Origin of the sequence: Staphylococcus sp. HMSC063A07 (assembly GCF_001836955.1) — a bacterium.
GTDB classification, from domain to species: domain Bacteria; phylum Bacillota; class Bacilli; order Staphylococcales; family Staphylococcaceae; genus Staphylococcus; species Staphylococcus lugdunensis.
The window spans coordinates 109028-125442 of record NZ_KV830929.1 but is presented as its reverse complement, the minus strand read 5'-3'; the positions used below and the strand labels follow the sequence as shown (position 1 = coordinate 125442).

The 16415-nt window shown below is 34.7% G+C and carries 19 protein-coding genes; 9 read left to right on the top strand and 10 right to left on the bottom strand.

The window, feature by feature from the left end; genetic code table 11:
* The first annotated feature begins 99 nt into the window (after window positions 1-99).
* Window positions 100-1155 carry a zinc-dependent alcohol dehydrogenase family protein gene (locus HMPREF2597_RS08980; RefSeq protein WP_002478604.1) on the top strand — a complete coding sequence of 352 codons (1056 nt, stop codon included), beginning with the start codon at window positions 100-102 and terminating at the stop codon, window positions 1153-1155.
* A 178-nt stretch (window positions 1156-1333) separates the two neighbouring features.
* Here HMPREF2597_RS08980 and HMPREF2597_RS08975 read toward each other — a convergent pair whose 3' ends face one another.
* From HMPREF2597_RS08975 to HMPREF2597_RS08960, 4 genes are all read right to left on the bottom strand, one after another.
* Window positions 1334-3073, bottom strand: coding sequence for a pyruvate oxidase (locus HMPREF2597_RS08975; RefSeq protein WP_002478603.1), 1740 nt, complete (start codon window positions 3071-3073; stop codon window positions 1334-1336).
* A 51-nt stretch (window positions 3074-3124) separates the two neighbouring features.
* Window positions 3125-3817, bottom strand: a complete 693-nt coding sequence (locus tag HMPREF2597_RS08970; RefSeq protein ID WP_002460467.1) for an LrgB family protein — start codon at window positions 3815-3817, stop codon at window positions 3125-3127.
* Window positions 3814-4203: a CidA/LrgA family protein gene (locus HMPREF2597_RS08965; protein WP_002478601.1), complete on the bottom strand. Its 390-nt coding sequence runs from the start codon at window positions 4201-4203 to the stop codon at window positions 3814-3816. Before HMPREF2597_RS08965 ends, HMPREF2597_RS08970 begins: the two co-directional genes overlap by 4 nt.
* A 217-nt stretch (window positions 4204-4420) precedes the next feature.
* A complete protein-coding gene (locus tag HMPREF2597_RS08960) occupies window positions 4421-5299 on the bottom strand; it encodes a cidABC operon transcriptional activator CidR (RefSeq protein ID WP_002478600.1) in 879 nt (292 codons plus the stop codon).
* 171 nt (window positions 5300-5470) lie between these two features.
* Here HMPREF2597_RS08960 and HMPREF2597_RS08955 point away from each other — a divergent pair, with 171 nt between their 5' ends.
* Both HMPREF2597_RS08955 and HMPREF2597_RS08950 read left to right on the top strand, forming a co-directional pair.
* Window positions 5471-5686, top strand: a complete 216-nt coding sequence (locus HMPREF2597_RS08955) for a sterile alpha motif-like domain-containing protein (protein WP_002478599.1) — start codon at window positions 5471-5473, stop codon at window positions 5684-5686.
* Between the two features lie 310 nt (window positions 5687-5996).
* Window positions 5997-6431: a CHAP domain-containing protein gene (locus HMPREF2597_RS08950; protein ID WP_002460471.1), complete on the top strand. Its 435-nt coding sequence runs from the start codon at window positions 5997-5999 to the stop codon at window positions 6429-6431.
* 131 nt (window positions 6432-6562) lie between these two features.
* Here the strand turns inward: HMPREF2597_RS08950 and HMPREF2597_RS08945 are convergent, their stop codons facing one another.
* On the bottom strand, window positions 6563-7852 hold the full coding sequence (locus tag HMPREF2597_RS08945) for a hydroxymethylglutaryl-CoA reductase, degradative (RefSeq protein ID WP_002478598.1): 1290 nt from the start codon (window positions 7850-7852) through the stop codon (window positions 6563-6565).
* A 2-nt stretch (window positions 7853-7854) separates the two neighbouring features.
* A complete protein-coding gene (locus HMPREF2597_RS08940; RefSeq protein WP_070817275.1) occupies window positions 7855-9009 on the bottom strand; it encodes a thiolase family protein in 1155 nt (384 codons plus the stop codon).
* Between the two features lie 120 nt (window positions 9010-9129).
* Here HMPREF2597_RS08940 and HMPREF2597_RS08935 point away from each other — a divergent pair, with 120 nt between their 5' ends.
* Window positions 9130-10299 (top strand): hydroxymethylglutaryl-CoA synthase, encoded by a 1170-nt coding sequence (locus HMPREF2597_RS08935; RefSeq protein ID WP_002478597.1) that lies wholly within the window; start codon window positions 9130-9132, stop codon window positions 10297-10299.
* 206 nt (window positions 10300-10505) lie between these two features.
* Here the strand turns inward: HMPREF2597_RS08935 and HMPREF2597_RS08930 are convergent, their stop codons facing one another.
* The gene (locus HMPREF2597_RS08930) at window positions 10506-11069 is read right to left on the bottom strand and encodes a TetR/AcrR family transcriptional regulator (protein ID WP_002460478.1); all 564 of its coding nucleotides are present in this window, start codon (window positions 11067-11069) and stop codon (window positions 10506-10508) included.
* Between the two features lie 140 nt (window positions 11070-11209).
* Between HMPREF2597_RS08930 and HMPREF2597_RS08925 the strand changes: the two genes are divergently transcribed.
* The 5 genes from HMPREF2597_RS08925 to HMPREF2597_RS08905 all read left to right on the top strand — a co-directional run bounded on the left by HMPREF2597_RS08925 (window position 11210) and on the right by HMPREF2597_RS08905 (window position 13999).
* Window positions 11210-11941 carry an ABC transporter ATP-binding protein gene (locus HMPREF2597_RS08925; protein WP_002460479.1) on the top strand — a complete coding sequence of 244 codons (732 nt, stop codon included), beginning with the start codon at window positions 11210-11212 and terminating at the stop codon, window positions 11939-11941.
* Window positions 11938-13023: an ABC transporter permease gene (locus tag HMPREF2597_RS08920; RefSeq protein ID WP_002460481.1), complete on the top strand. Its 1086-nt coding sequence runs from the start codon at window positions 11938-11940 to the stop codon at window positions 13021-13023. The genes HMPREF2597_RS08925 and HMPREF2597_RS08920 overlap by 4 nt, the downstream gene beginning before the upstream one ends.
* A 470-nt stretch (window positions 13024-13493) precedes the next feature.
* Window positions 13494-13625, top strand: coding sequence for a beta-class phenol-soluble modulin (locus HMPREF2597_RS08915; RefSeq protein ID WP_002460483.1), 132 nt, complete (start codon window positions 13494-13496; stop codon window positions 13623-13625).
* A gap of 49 nt (window positions 13626-13674) precedes the next feature.
* Window positions 13675-13806: a beta-class phenol-soluble modulin gene (locus HMPREF2597_RS08910; protein WP_002478595.1), complete on the top strand. Its 132-nt coding sequence runs from the start codon at window positions 13675-13677 to the stop codon at window positions 13804-13806.
* A 61-nt stretch (window positions 13807-13867) separates the two neighbouring features.
* On the top strand, window positions 13868-13999 hold the full coding sequence (locus HMPREF2597_RS08905; protein ID WP_002460486.1) for a beta-class phenol-soluble modulin: 132 nt from the start codon (window positions 13868-13870) through the stop codon (window positions 13997-13999).
* 79 nt (window positions 14000-14078) lie between these two features.
* Here HMPREF2597_RS08905 and HMPREF2597_RS08900 read toward each other — a convergent pair whose 3' ends face one another.
* The 3 genes from HMPREF2597_RS08900 to HMPREF2597_RS08890 are packed head-to-tail and all read right to left on the bottom strand — an operon-like array spanning window position 14079 to window position 16095.
* A complete protein-coding gene (locus HMPREF2597_RS08900) occupies window positions 14079-14600 on the bottom strand; it encodes a methylated-DNA--[protein]-cysteine S-methyltransferase (protein WP_002478594.1) in 522 nt (173 codons plus the stop codon).
* A gap of 32 nt (window positions 14601-14632) precedes the next feature.
* On the bottom strand, window positions 14633-15586 hold the full coding sequence (locus HMPREF2597_RS08895) for a CorA metal ion transporter family protein (protein ID WP_002478593.1): 954 nt from the start codon (window positions 15584-15586) through the stop codon (window positions 14633-14635).
* A 29-nt stretch (window positions 15587-15615) separates the two neighbouring features.
* Window positions 15616-16095 carry a hypothetical protein gene (locus HMPREF2597_RS08890; protein ID WP_002478592.1) on the bottom strand — a complete coding sequence of 160 codons (480 nt, stop codon included), beginning with the start codon at window positions 16093-16095 and terminating at the stop codon, window positions 15616-15618.
* Window positions 16096-16415 lie beyond the last annotated feature (320 nt).

The window sequence follows — 16415 nt, the reverse complement described above, 5'->3', positions numbered from 1 at the left end:
TATAATTTATTATATTTCACTACAAATAAATACATTTATAATGGAAAAGATGGTATAATAATTGTGAGAATTTTCACATTTTGATTGGAGGTTTTATTTATGAAAGCTTATAATTATGAAAAACCTGGTGTAGCTAAACTTATTGACAAAGAAAAGCCTGTAGTTACAGAAAGTACAGATGCGATTATTAGAATGGTCAAAACGACGATTTGTGGCACAGATTTGCATATCATAAAAGGCGATACACCTGAAGTTCCTAAAAATACAACATTAGGCCACGAAGGTATCGGTATTGTTGAATCTGTTGGTTCAAATGTTAACAACTTTAAAGTCGGCGACAAAGTTATTGTGTCTTGTATATCATCATGTGGTAAATGTTATTACTGTAAAAAAGGAATCTATGCCCATTGTGAAAATGACGGTGGTTGGATTTTAGGCCATTTAATTAATGGTACACAAGCAGAATATGTCAGAGTACCTTTCGCAGACAATTCACTATATCATGCACCTGAGTCGTTACCAGATGAAGCATTGGTGATGCTTTCAGATATTTTACCAACTGGTTACGAAATTGGTGTATTAAAAGGTAAAGTTAAACCAGGCAGCACCGTTGCTATTGTTGGAGCCGGACCTGTTGGTTTAGCAGCTTTACTAACCGCTCAGTTCTTCTCTCCTTCAAAAATCATCATGCTCGACTTAGATGACAACCGTTTAGCTACAGCTAAATCACTTGGTGCGACGCATACAATTAATTCAACGCATACTGAAGAAGCGATTAAAAAAGTGAAAGAATTAAATCGTCGTGGTGTAGATGTTGCTATTGAAGCTGTAGGTATCCCTCAAACATTTGATTTATGTCAAAAATTGATTGGTGTGGATGGCACAATCGCTAACGTTGGTGTCCATGGCTTGCCAGTTCAATTTGATATCGATAAATTATGGATTAAAAATATAAACGTTACAACTGGTTTAGTATCAGCTAATACAACTGAAGAGTTATTAGAAGCATTAACAACTAAAGTCATCGAACCAGAAAAGCTTGTCACTCATTATAGTAAATTAAGTGAAATAGAAAATGCTTATGATTTATTTAGAAATGCAACGGATCACAAAGCAATTAAATTACTGATTGAAAATGATATCACTCAACCATAAATAAAAAGGGCGCGCGACTGGGATTGAAAAAGCTTGCTATCAGCCTATTTTCAATCCAGTCAACTACTGCCTATATATAATAAGAGCCTAGAACAAAATGATGACTTGCTGCCTTCAATATCTACTTTGAAAGCAACATATCAGTTCATAATGTCCTAGGCTTCTTTATCTTTACTTATTACAAGAATCGTTTCACAGCTACTGAAATAGGCGGAATTTGATCTAAATCAAGATGTTTATCTTCTGTAACTGAACGATATGCCCATTTACCATAACCAAGTGCTTCATCATTAACGATTTTACCTGGTAGTGGTGCAGCGTTAGGATCTACATGCACATCAACAATTGTTGGTTGATTTTCTGCTAACGCAGCTTGGACCACATCATCAATTAGGTTTGGATCTTTTAAGACATAACCTTTACCACCAGCAGCCTCAGCAAACTTAGCATGATTCATATCTGAGAAATCAATCGCATATTCTAATTCTCCTGCAGCTTGTTGTTCATATTTAATAAATGATAATTGTTTGTTGTTCATTACAAAAATAGTCATCGGCAAATCATATTGAACAGCTGTAGCAAAGTCTTGCATTACCATTTGGAATGCACCATCACCCACGATAGCTATCGCTTGACGTTTTGGATATGCAATTTTTGCAGCAATTGCACCTGGTAAACCACAACCCATTGTGCCGAGCCAACTTGAAATAATAAATTTATTATTTACAGAAAGATTTAAATAACGTGTTGACCATACTGTTGAAGTACCAACATCAATAGAAAAAATGGCATCGTCATTTTTATATTCACTAATCGAACGCATTAAACGTTCAGGACGGATAGGGCTGCTCTCATTACGCATATCTTGATCCATCCATTTATCCCATACGGCTTTACGTTCTAATGTTTTATCTAAAAATGCACGTTTTGGCACATGTTTAATTGTTTCAGTTAGTTGATGTAGCGCAACTTTACTGTCCCCAACAATACCTACATTGATGTCAAAACGATGTCCAATAATTTCAGGATTAGTATCAATTTGAATCGCTTTGATATTTTTCTTCGGTAAATAATCTACATATGGATAGTTTGTCCCTACCATAATCAATAAATCCGCATCTTGCATCGTTTGATATGATGTTTTCGTACCAATTTTACCTAAATTACCAATACTATATGGATGATCATCAGGAATAACTGTTTTCGCAGGTAGAGTGTGGATAACTGGTATTTTGGCTGCTTCCACAAACTCACGTAATTCTTCACGCGCATTTTGTGCACCTACACCAACAAGCATGACTGGTTTCTTACTTTTATTAATAAGTTTAGCTGCTTTTTTAACTGCACGAGGTTTTGGAGATGGTGCTTTTGGACGCATTGTATCAACAGCTTTATGTGTCGTATCTTTGATTTTGTCATTTAATAAATCATTAGGACAAATAACAACCGCTACGCCTTTTTTCTCATATGCCGTACGAATTGCTTCATTAACAACTTCAAAGACATTGTCTCCTTTTTGGATTTGATGACTGTAAACAGATACATCTGATACCATGTCAGTAATATTTGTTTCTTGGAATGCTTTCGTGCCTAACAAACTACTGTTTGTTTGACCTGCTAAAATTAATTGCGGTACTCCATCTAATTTCGCATCATACATTCCGTTTAGTAAGTGAACAACACCTGGACCACCAATACTTAAGGCAACCCCAATTTTACCTGTCATTTTAGTGTAAGAAGCCGCCGCTAAACTTGCAACCTCTTCGTGACGGACATGATAGAATTTAAAAGCATCTCTCACTGTACGTAAATTATCTACAACAGCATCGATTGAATCACCTGGAATCCCATATAAATGGTCAATATCCCAAGCTTGTAATGCTCTCACTAATGCTTCATTTGCTTTAATTTTCGCCATTTTTCAAAATAGCCCCTTTCTTAACTAGTATGAATAAATGTTATATTCCCTTTAATAAAACAAAATAATCATTACTGGTATTAAAATCGAACTGATAACAGCCGTTAATATCATTCCAATGGAGCTAAAAGCGCCAGATTCATGGTCTAGCTCAAGGGCTTTGGCGGTACCAAAAGCATGTGATGCATTCCCATATGTTAAGCCTTTGGCAATAGAGGTTTGAAATCCGCCAAACTTAAGCAGCATAGAACCTAAAATACTACCAATTAACCCAGTAGTTATAATAAACATAACTGTAACTGTATCAACACCGCCTAATTCTTGTGAAACTTCGATGCCTACTGCTGCAGTGATAGATCTTGGTAGTAATGTCACTATAGCTTCTTTAGAAAAGCCCAGTAATTTCAACGAAACAAAGACTAACACAAAATTTAATATGACGCCAGCCATCACGCTTGAAAATATAATTGATAAATACTGTTTAATTTTATGTCTATTTTCATATAGGGGATATGCGAGACAAACAACTGTAGCATTTAATAGATGATTAATCCATTGACCACCGATCATGTAAGACTTATAATTCATTCCTAAAATTAATAAGATAGCAATAACTCCAATTGAGCCAATAAGTGCTGGATTTAAAAACGGATTATTATTAAACCGATGTTGTACCCATTTAGCTCCTAAGTACATAATAATTGTAATTAAAATCATTGCAGTTGCTTGAAAAAATGTTGTCATTTACTATTTCCTTTCCCGGTCATGGGCTTTTTGACCATGGTCTCTGCAATATAGCCTGAGATTAACGCAACCAAACTTGTTCCTATTATAATAACGAAGAAAAAGATGACATAATTAAAGTTAATATTAGACACGATATCCATAATACCGACTACAGAGGGTATAAAGAAAAAGACCATTGATTTAAGAAAGAAGTCTGACCCGTCTTTCACCCATTGTAATTTAATAATTTTGAACTGAAGTAAAAAATAAAATAAAATGAGGCCTACAATACTGCCTGCTAAAGGAATATGAAATAGTTGTTGAAGAACATTACCTAAATAACTGACTCCCATTATAATAGCTATTTGAAGCAATAACTTGGCCGTAAAATATGCATAATTCACTTTCATCATTCCTTTCTATAAATTTGTCTAAATTGTTACAGCAATTTTTGCTCATATAATTAATTTTAATTCAATTTTACCTATTATAAAAATATTGTTTTTATATGTTATGTATTACTTTTTTCTATGGAAGCGCTCTCTATATACTGTTTATTTAGTTACAATAAAAAACGCACAGAGCCCACTTTAGCTCCAATGCGTTTCGTAAGTTTTCATATTATTTTAAATGTGCTTGCATAAAATCTACCCAGCGTTTAGTTGCATGACTAAGTGTCTTATCTTTCATCCAAATTACACCCAATTCCCAAATCATGGTAGGATTTTTAATATTAACGCTGCTAATGCGATCACTCAACATATTTACAATACTTTTCGGTAAAATACTTACTCCCAGATGTGCAATTAATAAATCTTCAATAAACTTCCATTGCGAAATGTTAGATATTGCATGTGGAATAAAACCATTATTTTTAGCCGCTTCAATAATTTTATCATTCAAATAAAAATCCTCATTAAATAAGATAAAATCTTCATCCTTTAAATCACTCATCAAAACAGACTCCTGTTGTGCAAAGGGATGATCTTTACTAACAACTAGAACGAGTTCTTCTTTATACAGTGCCAATGAATTGAATCTATGTGCATCTACAGGGAGGGTGGTAATGCCGATATCCAAAGTACCTTTATCTAAATTTTCTTCAATGTATTTGCCACCATGTTCATTTAAATTGTATGTTACGTTCGGATAGAGTTGATGAAACTCTCCTAAAATACGAATAAAATGGTTAACGTTCATTACAGCAGACATGCCTATATTAATATGTCCAGAATCTAGTTGCGATAACCCTTTCATCTCCGCGGGAATTGTACTATATAAATTAAGAATTTCTTCACTTTTTTTATAGAAAATTTGCCCAGCATCAGTCAAAATAAGCTGCCTATTTTTACGATCAAACAATGGCATTTCTAATTCTGATTCAATATCTTTAATGGCCTTACTAATTGTTGGCTGTGCAATAAAAAGCGCTTTAGAGGCGTTAGTCATCCCACCTTGCTTCACTACTTCAACAAAATATTTCATATGCTTAATATCCACTATGCAACCTCCCACTATCATTTAAGCCTATTATACATGAAACAACATTCTAAAATAAATGCAACTTTATATAGTAGTCAGTCATAATTTTTCAATTTAAAATTGTTGTGTTTCAGTTTGATAAATCATGTTATACTCAAAAAGGCTCAATTTGAAAATCGAGGTGATGTATTGAGCTTTTACGAATTTATGCAAAATTTTGTTGGTGATGACACACCATTAGGTGAATTGGTTGCTTGGATGAATCAAGATACCGAATTTCCTAGAGACGTGAAGAGCCAATTAGTAATTATGTCATATTTTCGTGAAAATCCGTGTCCTGAAAACATACCTGTGACAAGTATAAAACGGGCATTATCTGTTTTTAACCAATTCACTAATGTATGATTTCTATATAACATGGAAATATTCATCTCACCATGCAAAGCTGGGATCTCAATCCCAGAATAATAGCACAAAGATGGTTTGACCTAAATCATCTTTGTGCTTATTTTATAAGCTAAGTACACACATTATTTGTAAATCTTAAATGAAGTATGAAGTTAATTTATTAATACGATTACAGGATGAAATATAATATTGCAGAGACATTACATTTAGTTATATAAATGGTTTCTTATATTGTCTTATACCTTTTAAAATAATATGATAATTACGGTTAATAAAAACTATTGTATATTAGGAGACGCAAATAAAAATGAATTTCAAAAAATTATTCACAAGTATTGTCTTATCTACAAGCATTTTATTTGTTGGTACTTTCACGTACCAAAGCGTTGAACAAACTCACGTTTCACATGCTGCATCATATAATTATTACAATAAACATCAATGTACATGGTGGGCTTTCAAACGTCGTGCGCAAGTTGGTAAACCGGTTTCTAATCGTTGGGGGAATGCGAAAACTTGGTACAAAAACGCAAAACGTTCTGGATATGCTACAGGTCATAAACCACGTCGATACGCAGTCATGCAATCAACTGCAGGCTATTATGGGCATGTTGCCATCGTAGAACGTGTTAATCGCAACGGAAGCATCGTTATTTCTGAATATAACTACAATCGTCCACTAGCATATGGCACTCGAACTATTAGTAAAGGGTCAGCACGTCATTATAACTACATCTATTAATACGTGAATACAAGCTTATTAAGGACACAACTACAGTTACCATAATAAGAACGGTAATTTCTATTGAAATCACTTAGAAATTGCCGTTCTTATTTTATCTATTATGATATTTTACAACATCATGTGCCCATCTATTTCAATTCATCGTTACGACGTAATTGCTTTAATATTTGTGTTGCAACAGTTGTATTAGCACGATCTGTCTTTTTTAGTTCATTTGCAACTTGCTGAATTTCATCACCTTTAGCTCCTACAACAATAGCCAATGATTTATATTGCAAGCTCATGTGACCTTGTTGAATACCTTCTGATACTAATGCGCGACATGCCGAAAAGTTTTGCGCTAATCCTACTGCAGCAACCACATGTCCTAATTCTTGAGCCGAGCCAACATTCAATAATTCCAATGATGCCTTAGCAATAGGTAGTACTTTGGTGCCACCGCCTACCGTTGCCAATGTCATAGGTACTTCTATTGTTCCAATTAGCTTTTGACGTTGTCGATGATATTGCCAAGTCGCAACACCTCTATACTGTCCGGCACGACTTGCGTATGCGTGAACACTTGCCTCTGCGCCACGAGTATCATTACCAGTCGCTAATACAACAGCATGTATGCCATTCATGACGCCTTTATTATGTGTTGCAGCACGATGTATATCTACTTGTGCCAAGACTGAAGCACGTTCCATACGCTTAGCAACTTCTTCACCACGATAATCACCACGATTTAAATCTTCAACATCAATTTCACCCTGTACCTTTACAACAGATGCTGTCGCATGATTAGATAAAATGCTCATCAAGATATCATGTTCTGGAAATTCATGTTTTAAATAATTCGTGATACCTTCTAATATCGTATTCAACATATTAGCACCCATAGCATCCTTAGTATCGACAAATATTTTTAAAGACAAGAATCCATCTTGAGGGAAAGTATCAATATCAAGTCGGCGATAGCCACCCCCTCGAGCAATCATTGAAGGATAGGATTCATCTGCAATCGCTTTAATCTGAGATTCTAGCTGTTTAATCAAAGTGGCTAAAGAAGCGGTATCTTTAACGTTATCGAAGACAATTTGACCAATCATCAATCGTTCACTGATTATCGTTTTAAATCCTCCTGTTCGATTGATGAGTTTAGCGCCATAGCTTGCTGCTGCAACAACAGATGGTTCTTCTACCATCATAGGCACAACATATTCCTTATCATCCACAATAATCTTAGGCAAAAGACCTACAGGTAAAGTTCCCTGTCCTATCACATTTTCTATTAAACTATTTGCTATATCCTCATCGATAAGTGGATGATTAAGCAGAATATCATGTGTTTCTGATGTTATCCAACCATGTGTTTCTAACTGATTTAACTTCTGTGATCGCGTTAAATGTCGAAAATCTTTACTTAAGCTCGTCATGCTTATGATTCCCCTTTTTCAATCATTAGCGCAATACCTAGGCCGCCACCAATACAAGCAGTAGCTACACCCGTTTGCTTTTCTTCTTGCGCCAATGCGTTTACCAATGTTGTCACTAACCTTGCACCACTTGCGCCAATCGGATGACCAAGTGCAATTGCACCACCATATATATTTAATTTATCATCCGGAATATGCAAATTATCTTTAACTGGAATACTTTGTGCTGCAAACGCCTCTGTCATTTCTACAATATCTACTTGATCAATATGACGCTGAGTTTTTTCTAATAATTTTTCAACAGCATAGAATGGAGCATAGCCCATATATTGTGGATCGCAACCAACTTCAGCGTAGTCACCTATCAAGCCAAGTATCTCGAATCCATGTGCTTTAGCATAACTTTCTTCCATCAAGATAAGTGCAGACGATCCATCATTTATACTAGAAGCATTGCCACCTGTGACCGTACCTTGCTCTTTAAATATTGTTTTTAACGTAGCTAATTTCTCAACACTACTATTAGCACGAATACCTTCATCTGAAGTCATTTCATTACCTTCAGCATCGATTAGAGGCACTATTTCATTATTAAATTTTCCATTTATTGTAGCCTGATGCGCCTTTTGTTGTGATTGATTAGCGAACGCATCTTGCATTTCTCGACTAATATGATATTTTTCTGCAATGTTTTCAGCAGTCACACCCATTGGAACATAATGGAAAGCATCGGTTAAACCATCATGCATAAAACTTTCTACAGGGTCTTGTCCTTCTTTTAAAATCAACTGTGGTGCATTTGTCATACTTTCAACACCACCAACTGCCACAACTTTTGCTTCGCCTAATTGTATTAATTGCTTGCCTAAAATAATTGCTTTAAGGCCTGAACCACATACCTCGTTTATTGTCATTGCCGGTGGCGTGTTAGGTAACCCAGCTTTAATAGCAATTTGACGTGCTGGATTTTGACCAACCCCACTTTGAAGAACGTTACCAAAAATGACTTGTTGAATTGTACTTGGATCAATATCAATAGCTTCTACTGCTGCTTTTAAAGCTGCTGTTCCTAGTTCAACTGCTGAATAGTCTCGTAACTTACCTTTGTATCTTCCAATTGGTGTGCGTTTAGCACTAACGATTGCAATATTTCTCATGTTATTTTTCTCCTTATATGTAGATATATATCTTTGCCATTCAAATCGTCAATTTGGTATGATAATGATTAAATATGGCTACCATTTTAATTAAATTAATCGAAAGGATGTAATGCCCATATGAATATAGGTATCGATAAAATTAACTTTTATATTCCTAATTATTTTATAGACATGGTTAAGCTTGCACAAGCACGCCAAGTTGATCCTAATAAGTATTTAATTGGTATTGGACAAACACACATGGCGGTAAGTCCAGTTAACCAAGATATTGTATCAATGGGAGCTAATGCTGCTAAAGATATTATAACAGATGATGACAAAAATCATATTGGAATGGTCATTGTAGCAACAGAGTCCGCTATCGATTCAGCAAAAGCGGCTGCCGTTCAAATACACCATCTTCTTGGGATTCAACCCTATGCACGTTGCTTTGAAATGAAAGAAGCTTGTTATGCTGCCACACCAGCGATTCAACTTGCTAAAGATTACTTAGCAACACGTCCTAATGAAAAAGTATTGGTTATTGCTAGTGATACGGCACGATATGGTCTTAACACAGGCGGTGAGCCAACTCAAGGTGCTGGAGCTGTAGCAATGCTCATTTCACATAACCCACGTATTTTAACATTAAATGATGACGCTTTAGCATATACTGAAGACGTTTATGACTTCTGGAGACCAAGCGGTCATCATTACCCACTTGTCGATGGTGCTCTATCTAAAGATGCCTATATTCGTTCTTTCCAACAAGCATGGAAGACTTATGCATCTCGCCAACATAAATCATTAGCTGATTTTGCTGCGTTATGTTTCCATGTTCCTTTTACTAAAATGGGTAAAAAAGCATTGGATTCTATTTTAACTGATACTGATGAAGCTACAGCTGAACGCTTAGAAACTGGTTATCAAGCAGCTACACATTATAATCGCTATGTAGGTAACATCTATACAGGTTCGTTATATTTAAGCTTAATTTCATTGTTAGAGCATCATGACTTACACGCCGGGCAAACAATTGGTTTATTCAGTTATGGTTCCGGTTCTGTTGGAGAATTTTTCAGTGCTACTTTAGTTGAAGATTTTGAACAACATCTGAGTCATAAAGCGCATCAAAATAGTCTTGATCAACGTATCGAACTTTCTATAGAACAATACGAAGATTTCTTTAATCGCTTTGACCAATTACAGTTTGATCATTCAAAAGAAGCTGCGAGTCAACAAAATCAAATATTCTATCTTGAACGTATTTCTGATAATATTAGACATTACCACACGCCACAACAGTGACCTATAAAATGGGGAGCGGAACAGAACTCATAATGGATTCGTAGTCCCGCTCCGGCAAGGTTGACTAGGATTGAAAAAAGCTTGGTATCCAGCTTATTTTTCAATCCAGTCAACTACTGCCAATACATATAGTTTATAGCCCAAAACATACTTATATCTCAAACTGTTTTTCCATATAAAATGTTAAAAATTTCTCCATGGCTAACTCAATCAAATACTGTAGTCAAAATATGATTCATAATCATAGCGACTTCTTTCGGCTTTTCTTTTCTTCCTCTCTGCACCCAATCTTGTAATACACCGAAAATAGCATTACTCATAAAAATAATTAAAAAATATTTTTCTTTATGTGTTAAGGTCTGTGTCTTTAAAAATGGAATTAAACGCACTTCAATATTCTGTTGCAAATTGCGTTTAATATCTTGATGAATCATATGCGCACCTTTATCCTCAATCAGTTTTAAAAAAATACTCCCCTCTTGTTCCCAAAAGTTTAAGACATTTTCAAAGAATTGTATTTTATTATCGAATTGAACCTTTAAAATACGCTTTTTAATGCTTTTGATAACCTCTTGCTGGTATGTCATAATAAAATCTTCTTTATCTTTATAATGCAAATAGAAAGTAGCACGACTTACACCACTTGCTTCACAAATATCTTTAACCGATATATCATTATAATGTTGTTCTTCTAGTAGCTGTAACATCGATTCACGTAAACGTTTTTGAGTACGCAATACGCGCTTATCCATCAACTGTTCTTGTTTCATATGGCACCGCCTCTTTAATTTTTTCTATACAAAACATAATAGTGTGTCTAATAAATCAACAATTATTGTTCTACCTTATATCAATTGGTTTATATTTAATATATAGAAATTAGACACTGTGTCAATAAGGAGGAGAAATTATGACAAAAACACCTATTGCACAACTATCACGAGCTGAAAAATCATTCAATAAAGAGCCTGTACTTAATCAAATTAGTCTCACTATCAACCAAGGTGAACTATTAGGCTTAATCGGACCTAGTGGTTGTGGTAAAACTACAACAATTAAATGTTTACTTGGTATGGAAAAGCTTAACTCTGGTTCAGCAACTATCTTTAATCAAGCAATGCCTAATCGTAAAGTATTAAGTCGTATAGGTTATATGGGACAAACAGATGCACTATATGAAAGCTTAACAGCACGTGAAAATTTATTATTTTTTGGGCGTTTGGCTGGCTTAAAAGGCGAAAGCCTAACTGATAATATGTTGGAAGCCATGGACTTAGTAGATTTAATGCATGCCATTGATAAACCTGTTCACACTTTTTCTGGAGGAATGAAGCGACGATTATCATTGGCTATCACCCTACTTTCTAAACCTGAGTTGATTATTTTAGATGAACCTACAGTCGGTATTGACCCAAAATTGCGACAACATGTTTGGCAACAGCTTAAAGACTTAACTCGTAAAGGACAAAGTGTAGTAGTTACAACACATGTCATGGATGAAGCCGAACGTTGTGATAAAGTAGGACTAATTATTGACGGACAATTAGTTGCGCTCGATACGCCATCAGCATTAAAGCAACAATTTAACGCGCAATCTATTGAAGATGTTTTTATTAAAGCTGAAGAGGGGCAAGACATATGAAACTTATCGCAATCATCCAACGTGTAATTAAAGAGCTTTTACGTGATAAACGTACGCTCGCATTGATGTTTCTAGCACCACTGCTTATCCTAACACTTATGTATTTTATTTTTAATGGCAATGATGATGATACGTTAAAAATTGGCGTGGCAGATTCTGTGACGTCAAACATCACGAGCCAACTCGAAACCAAACATACTGACATTCAACGCTTTAGCACGAATAAAGATATAAAAAATAAGATTGAACACCATGATTTAGATGCTTTTGTTTATCAGACCCATCACAAACTTCAAGTTATCTATAAGAATGAAGATCCAAGTAAATCATCGGCAGTAAAGCAAATGATTGGCAAAGCTATTCAACATAATAAAATGTCAGAAGTAACTACAATGATGCATAAGCTGCCACAATCTCAATTGCAGAAAACGAGTAATACATTAACAGTTGATGCCCATTATTTATATGGTTCAGCAGATAGTACCTATTTTGATAAAATGTTCCCAATCCTCATGGGCTTCTTTGTTTTTTTATTTGTATTTTTGATTTCAGGCATTGCTTTGCTACGAGAACGTACAACAGGAACATTAGAACGCTTGTTGGCAACATCTATTCGACGCAGTGAAATCGTCTTTGGTTATCTTATTGGATATGGTGCATTTGCTATTGTACAAACTTTAATTATTGTACTGTTCTCAATTTATTTATTACAAATAAATTTAGCTGGACATCTTGGGTATGTCTTGCTGATTAATATATTATTAGCTTTTACAGCTTTAGCTATGGGTATTTTCATTTCCACATTTGCAAATTCTGAATTTCAAATGATTCAATTTATTCCTATTGTCGCTGTACCACAAGTATTCTTTTCAGGTATTTTCCCACTAGAAAATATGCCTCAGTGGTTAAGTAGCCTTGGATACTTATTCCCACTGCGCTATGCTGGCAATGCATTAACCAATGTCATGATTAAAGGCTTGGGTTGGCAAGATATTTGGTTAGACTTGACTATTATAGTTATCTTTATGCTTGCCTTTATATTGCTAAATATAATTGGTTTAAAACGTTATCGCAAAGTTTAACAATGTGACATCTCGTTACACTAGGTTATAAATAAACATATGTAGCACAAAATTCATTATCTATATTTATTTTTAATTATAATTGCTTGCAACTCTTTTCGTCTTTGCACACACATTTCCAAAGTGTTGCATTTTTGTGCTTTTTCGTTATTTACACTAGATTTACAATCACGCTAAACCTTTGATATTGAGATAATTACAGCGATTTTTACTATATTCCTAACTGTTATAAGGTTGACACTTTTGTACTGATAAACATAACTTAGGCACAATTTCACTAAATCTACAAAATCTACTCTATAATTCTAGATAGTAAGAGGCACACAATAAAGGAGGTAACTACAATGATGATTGCAGATATTATTGGCGGTATCATTAAGTTGATCAAAACTTTAGTTGATACATTCCGCAAAAAATAGTTTTTAAATAAGGGAGATTAGGACTAATACTATATAAAGGAGTGGATTTACATGTCAGGTATCGTAGATGCAATTTCAAAAGCAGTTCAAGCTGGTTTAGATAAAGATTGGGCTACAATGGCTACAAGCATTGCTGATGCAATCGCTAAAGGTGTAGACTTTATCGCTGGTTTCTTTAACTAAAATATAAATTGAGACTTTAACAATAATCGTAAAAAGGAGCGTTTACAATATGTCAGGTATCATTGAAGCAATTACTAAAGCAGTACAAGCAGGTTTAGATAAAGATTGGGCTACAATGGGCACTAGCATTGCAGAAGCACTTGCTAAAGGCATTGACGCAATTTCAGGCTTATTTGGTTAATCTCAAATATAATAAATAATACTATTTAAAATAAAAATATTTTTAAAGGAGCGAACATATCATGGACGGAATTTTTGAAGCAATTTCTAAAGCAGTACAAGCAGGTTTAGACAAAGACTGGGCTACAATGGGTACTAGCATTGCAGAAGCACTTGCTAAAGGTGTAGACTTTATTATTGGATTATTCCACTAATATAATGTTCTAAATCTTTGAAAGACCATTCAACAAGCACTTTAACTTGTTGGATGGTCTTTTTATGCCTTTGAGATAGTTAAGGCTTTGTGCTGTACTTAGGTCGGTAAAGTGCCGACATGTTGACGCCTTCAAGTTGTAATAATTTTATTTTATTATCAATCGTGCCGCCAAAGCCAGTTAAGCTTCCATCTTTACCAACTACACGATGACATGGCACAATAATAGAAATGGGATTCCTTCCTACTGCACCACCGACTGCTTGTGCTGACATATGTGACTTCCCAAGCTGTTTCGCTATCTTTGTTGCCAGTTCTCCATAGGTTACAACGTGGCCATATGGAATTTCACTTAACAATTGCCAAACCTTTTGCTGAAATGGTGTCCCTTCTGGTTTTAATTTCAGTGAAGACTGTGGCTTTTCCCCTGAAAAATAACAATCTAACCATGCTTCAGCTTGTTGCAAGATAGGAACGTTGCCAGTCTGTATCATTTCATCAGAGCAAGCTTGATTAGCAAATAAAACTTGGGTTATTGATTCACCGTCTGATAGAATTGTTAACGGCCCTACTGGTGCATCATATTTCATAGCGTATGTCATCAGCATACCTCCTTCTCACTAGCATCACTGCGTCATAGCCAATCTTTCTTTTTAAAAAATAAAATTAACGTTATAGTTACTATAAGCGAAATACCGATAAAAGCAAAGTAACTATAATGCCAGTTGAGTTCGGGCATATATTTAAAGTTCATCCCATACCAACCTGTTAAAAACGATAACGGGAAGAAAATCGAAGAAATGATAGTTAAGACGTTCATCACACGATTAATTCGATTAGAACGATAAGATTCATTATTATCTTTAATATCGTCCGTAATTTGTTCGCATGAAATTAACGTATCACGTTGATGTTGTAACCGACTGTGAATATGTTTAAATAACCAGCGCTGTTGTTGTGCAATCGTATACATATCCTCGTCAACAACTTGTGCTAATAGTTGTTCCATAGGAATTAGCACTCGTTTTAGCTTTATAATTTCAGAACGGATATCATAAACATCATCCATCAACTTCTTATTGTTAGTACGGTCAACATTTTGATTTTCAAATGAAAAAACGCGATCCTCTACTTCATCAATAAATCGAAAATAATTTTTAGTAATAATATCTATGAGCTGAAGCGCCAAATCATCTGTTGACTTAATATCCAACTGCTGTTGTTGCCATGCATTTTGTAACTGGTTAATCGCATCCAGCTCCGTACGATGAATGGTAATCATCCACTGTTTATTGACATGAATACTCATTGGATGCGCTGAAAAGTTATGATCATCAATCGCATGCAATAATACATATGTACTTTGCTGTTGCTCATTTAAAATAAATTTCGGCCGACTCATTAAATATACGGATTCTTCAATATGACGCTCAATTAATGCAAAACGTTCTGTGATTAGCTTTTTTTCTTCTGCTGTTGGATTTACTACATCCATCCATTTTAACGATGCTGCAGATGGGACATTTTCCCAATTCGTCGTGCTCACGCATTGCTGCTGATCATTTTTATAATGTATTGTTATAGTCATAATTTTGTTCCTCTGTATATTATTCTGTGCTAATCTAGATTAATATCATAATAATTGATTAAATGATAGCCTTTATTCTTGGCATACTCTATTGCTAAAAATTCTAAAATATTAATGAATGCGGGTTCATTTTTAACATTAATATATTGAAATTTAAGATTAAGCGCTTCGGCTGTAATTAGCGACGTGTCAGTAACATCTAATGTTTTAGTTGCAGCAAGTCCTTTTTTAAATTTAGCTGTACCAACACCAGATTTTAAGTTAAACTGTCCTAGTTTATAAGCTAAATCTCGTGTAATAGGTTGGTATCCTGTAGAATAGCCACCTGATTGTCCAACAAAGATTGGTGTTTTATTATCAAATATGACAAATACTCCATATTTATCCGCTACTTCCTCACGATCTTCCTTTGAAAATGTGAGTGCCTTCTTTTTATCATATTTAAATAACTTTGAAAGTTGTTTATCATTGTCTTGCAACATTTTGTCTATTTGTTTTGTGCCTTTCATCATGCGTCCCCCTATTATTTGACTACTTATATTCTGATACCCTTTATCATTACCATCAAACGCTCTGTGCTTCTCGCATAATAGAAACCCTTCAAATCTGCATATGATTTGAAGGGTTAAAATTGCTATTTTTTATTTTGTTTTAGTTGTTGTGCTATAAGTTCGTTTAATTGTTTTATATTATCACTTTGTGTCTGTAACAATTGTGTTATCTCTAATTCACTTTGATTATACCGACTGTCATCAAAATGATCTGTTTGCTGTTGTTGATAATTTTTTAGCGCACGATATAAGAAATGTGTATCATGTGTACGTTGCTG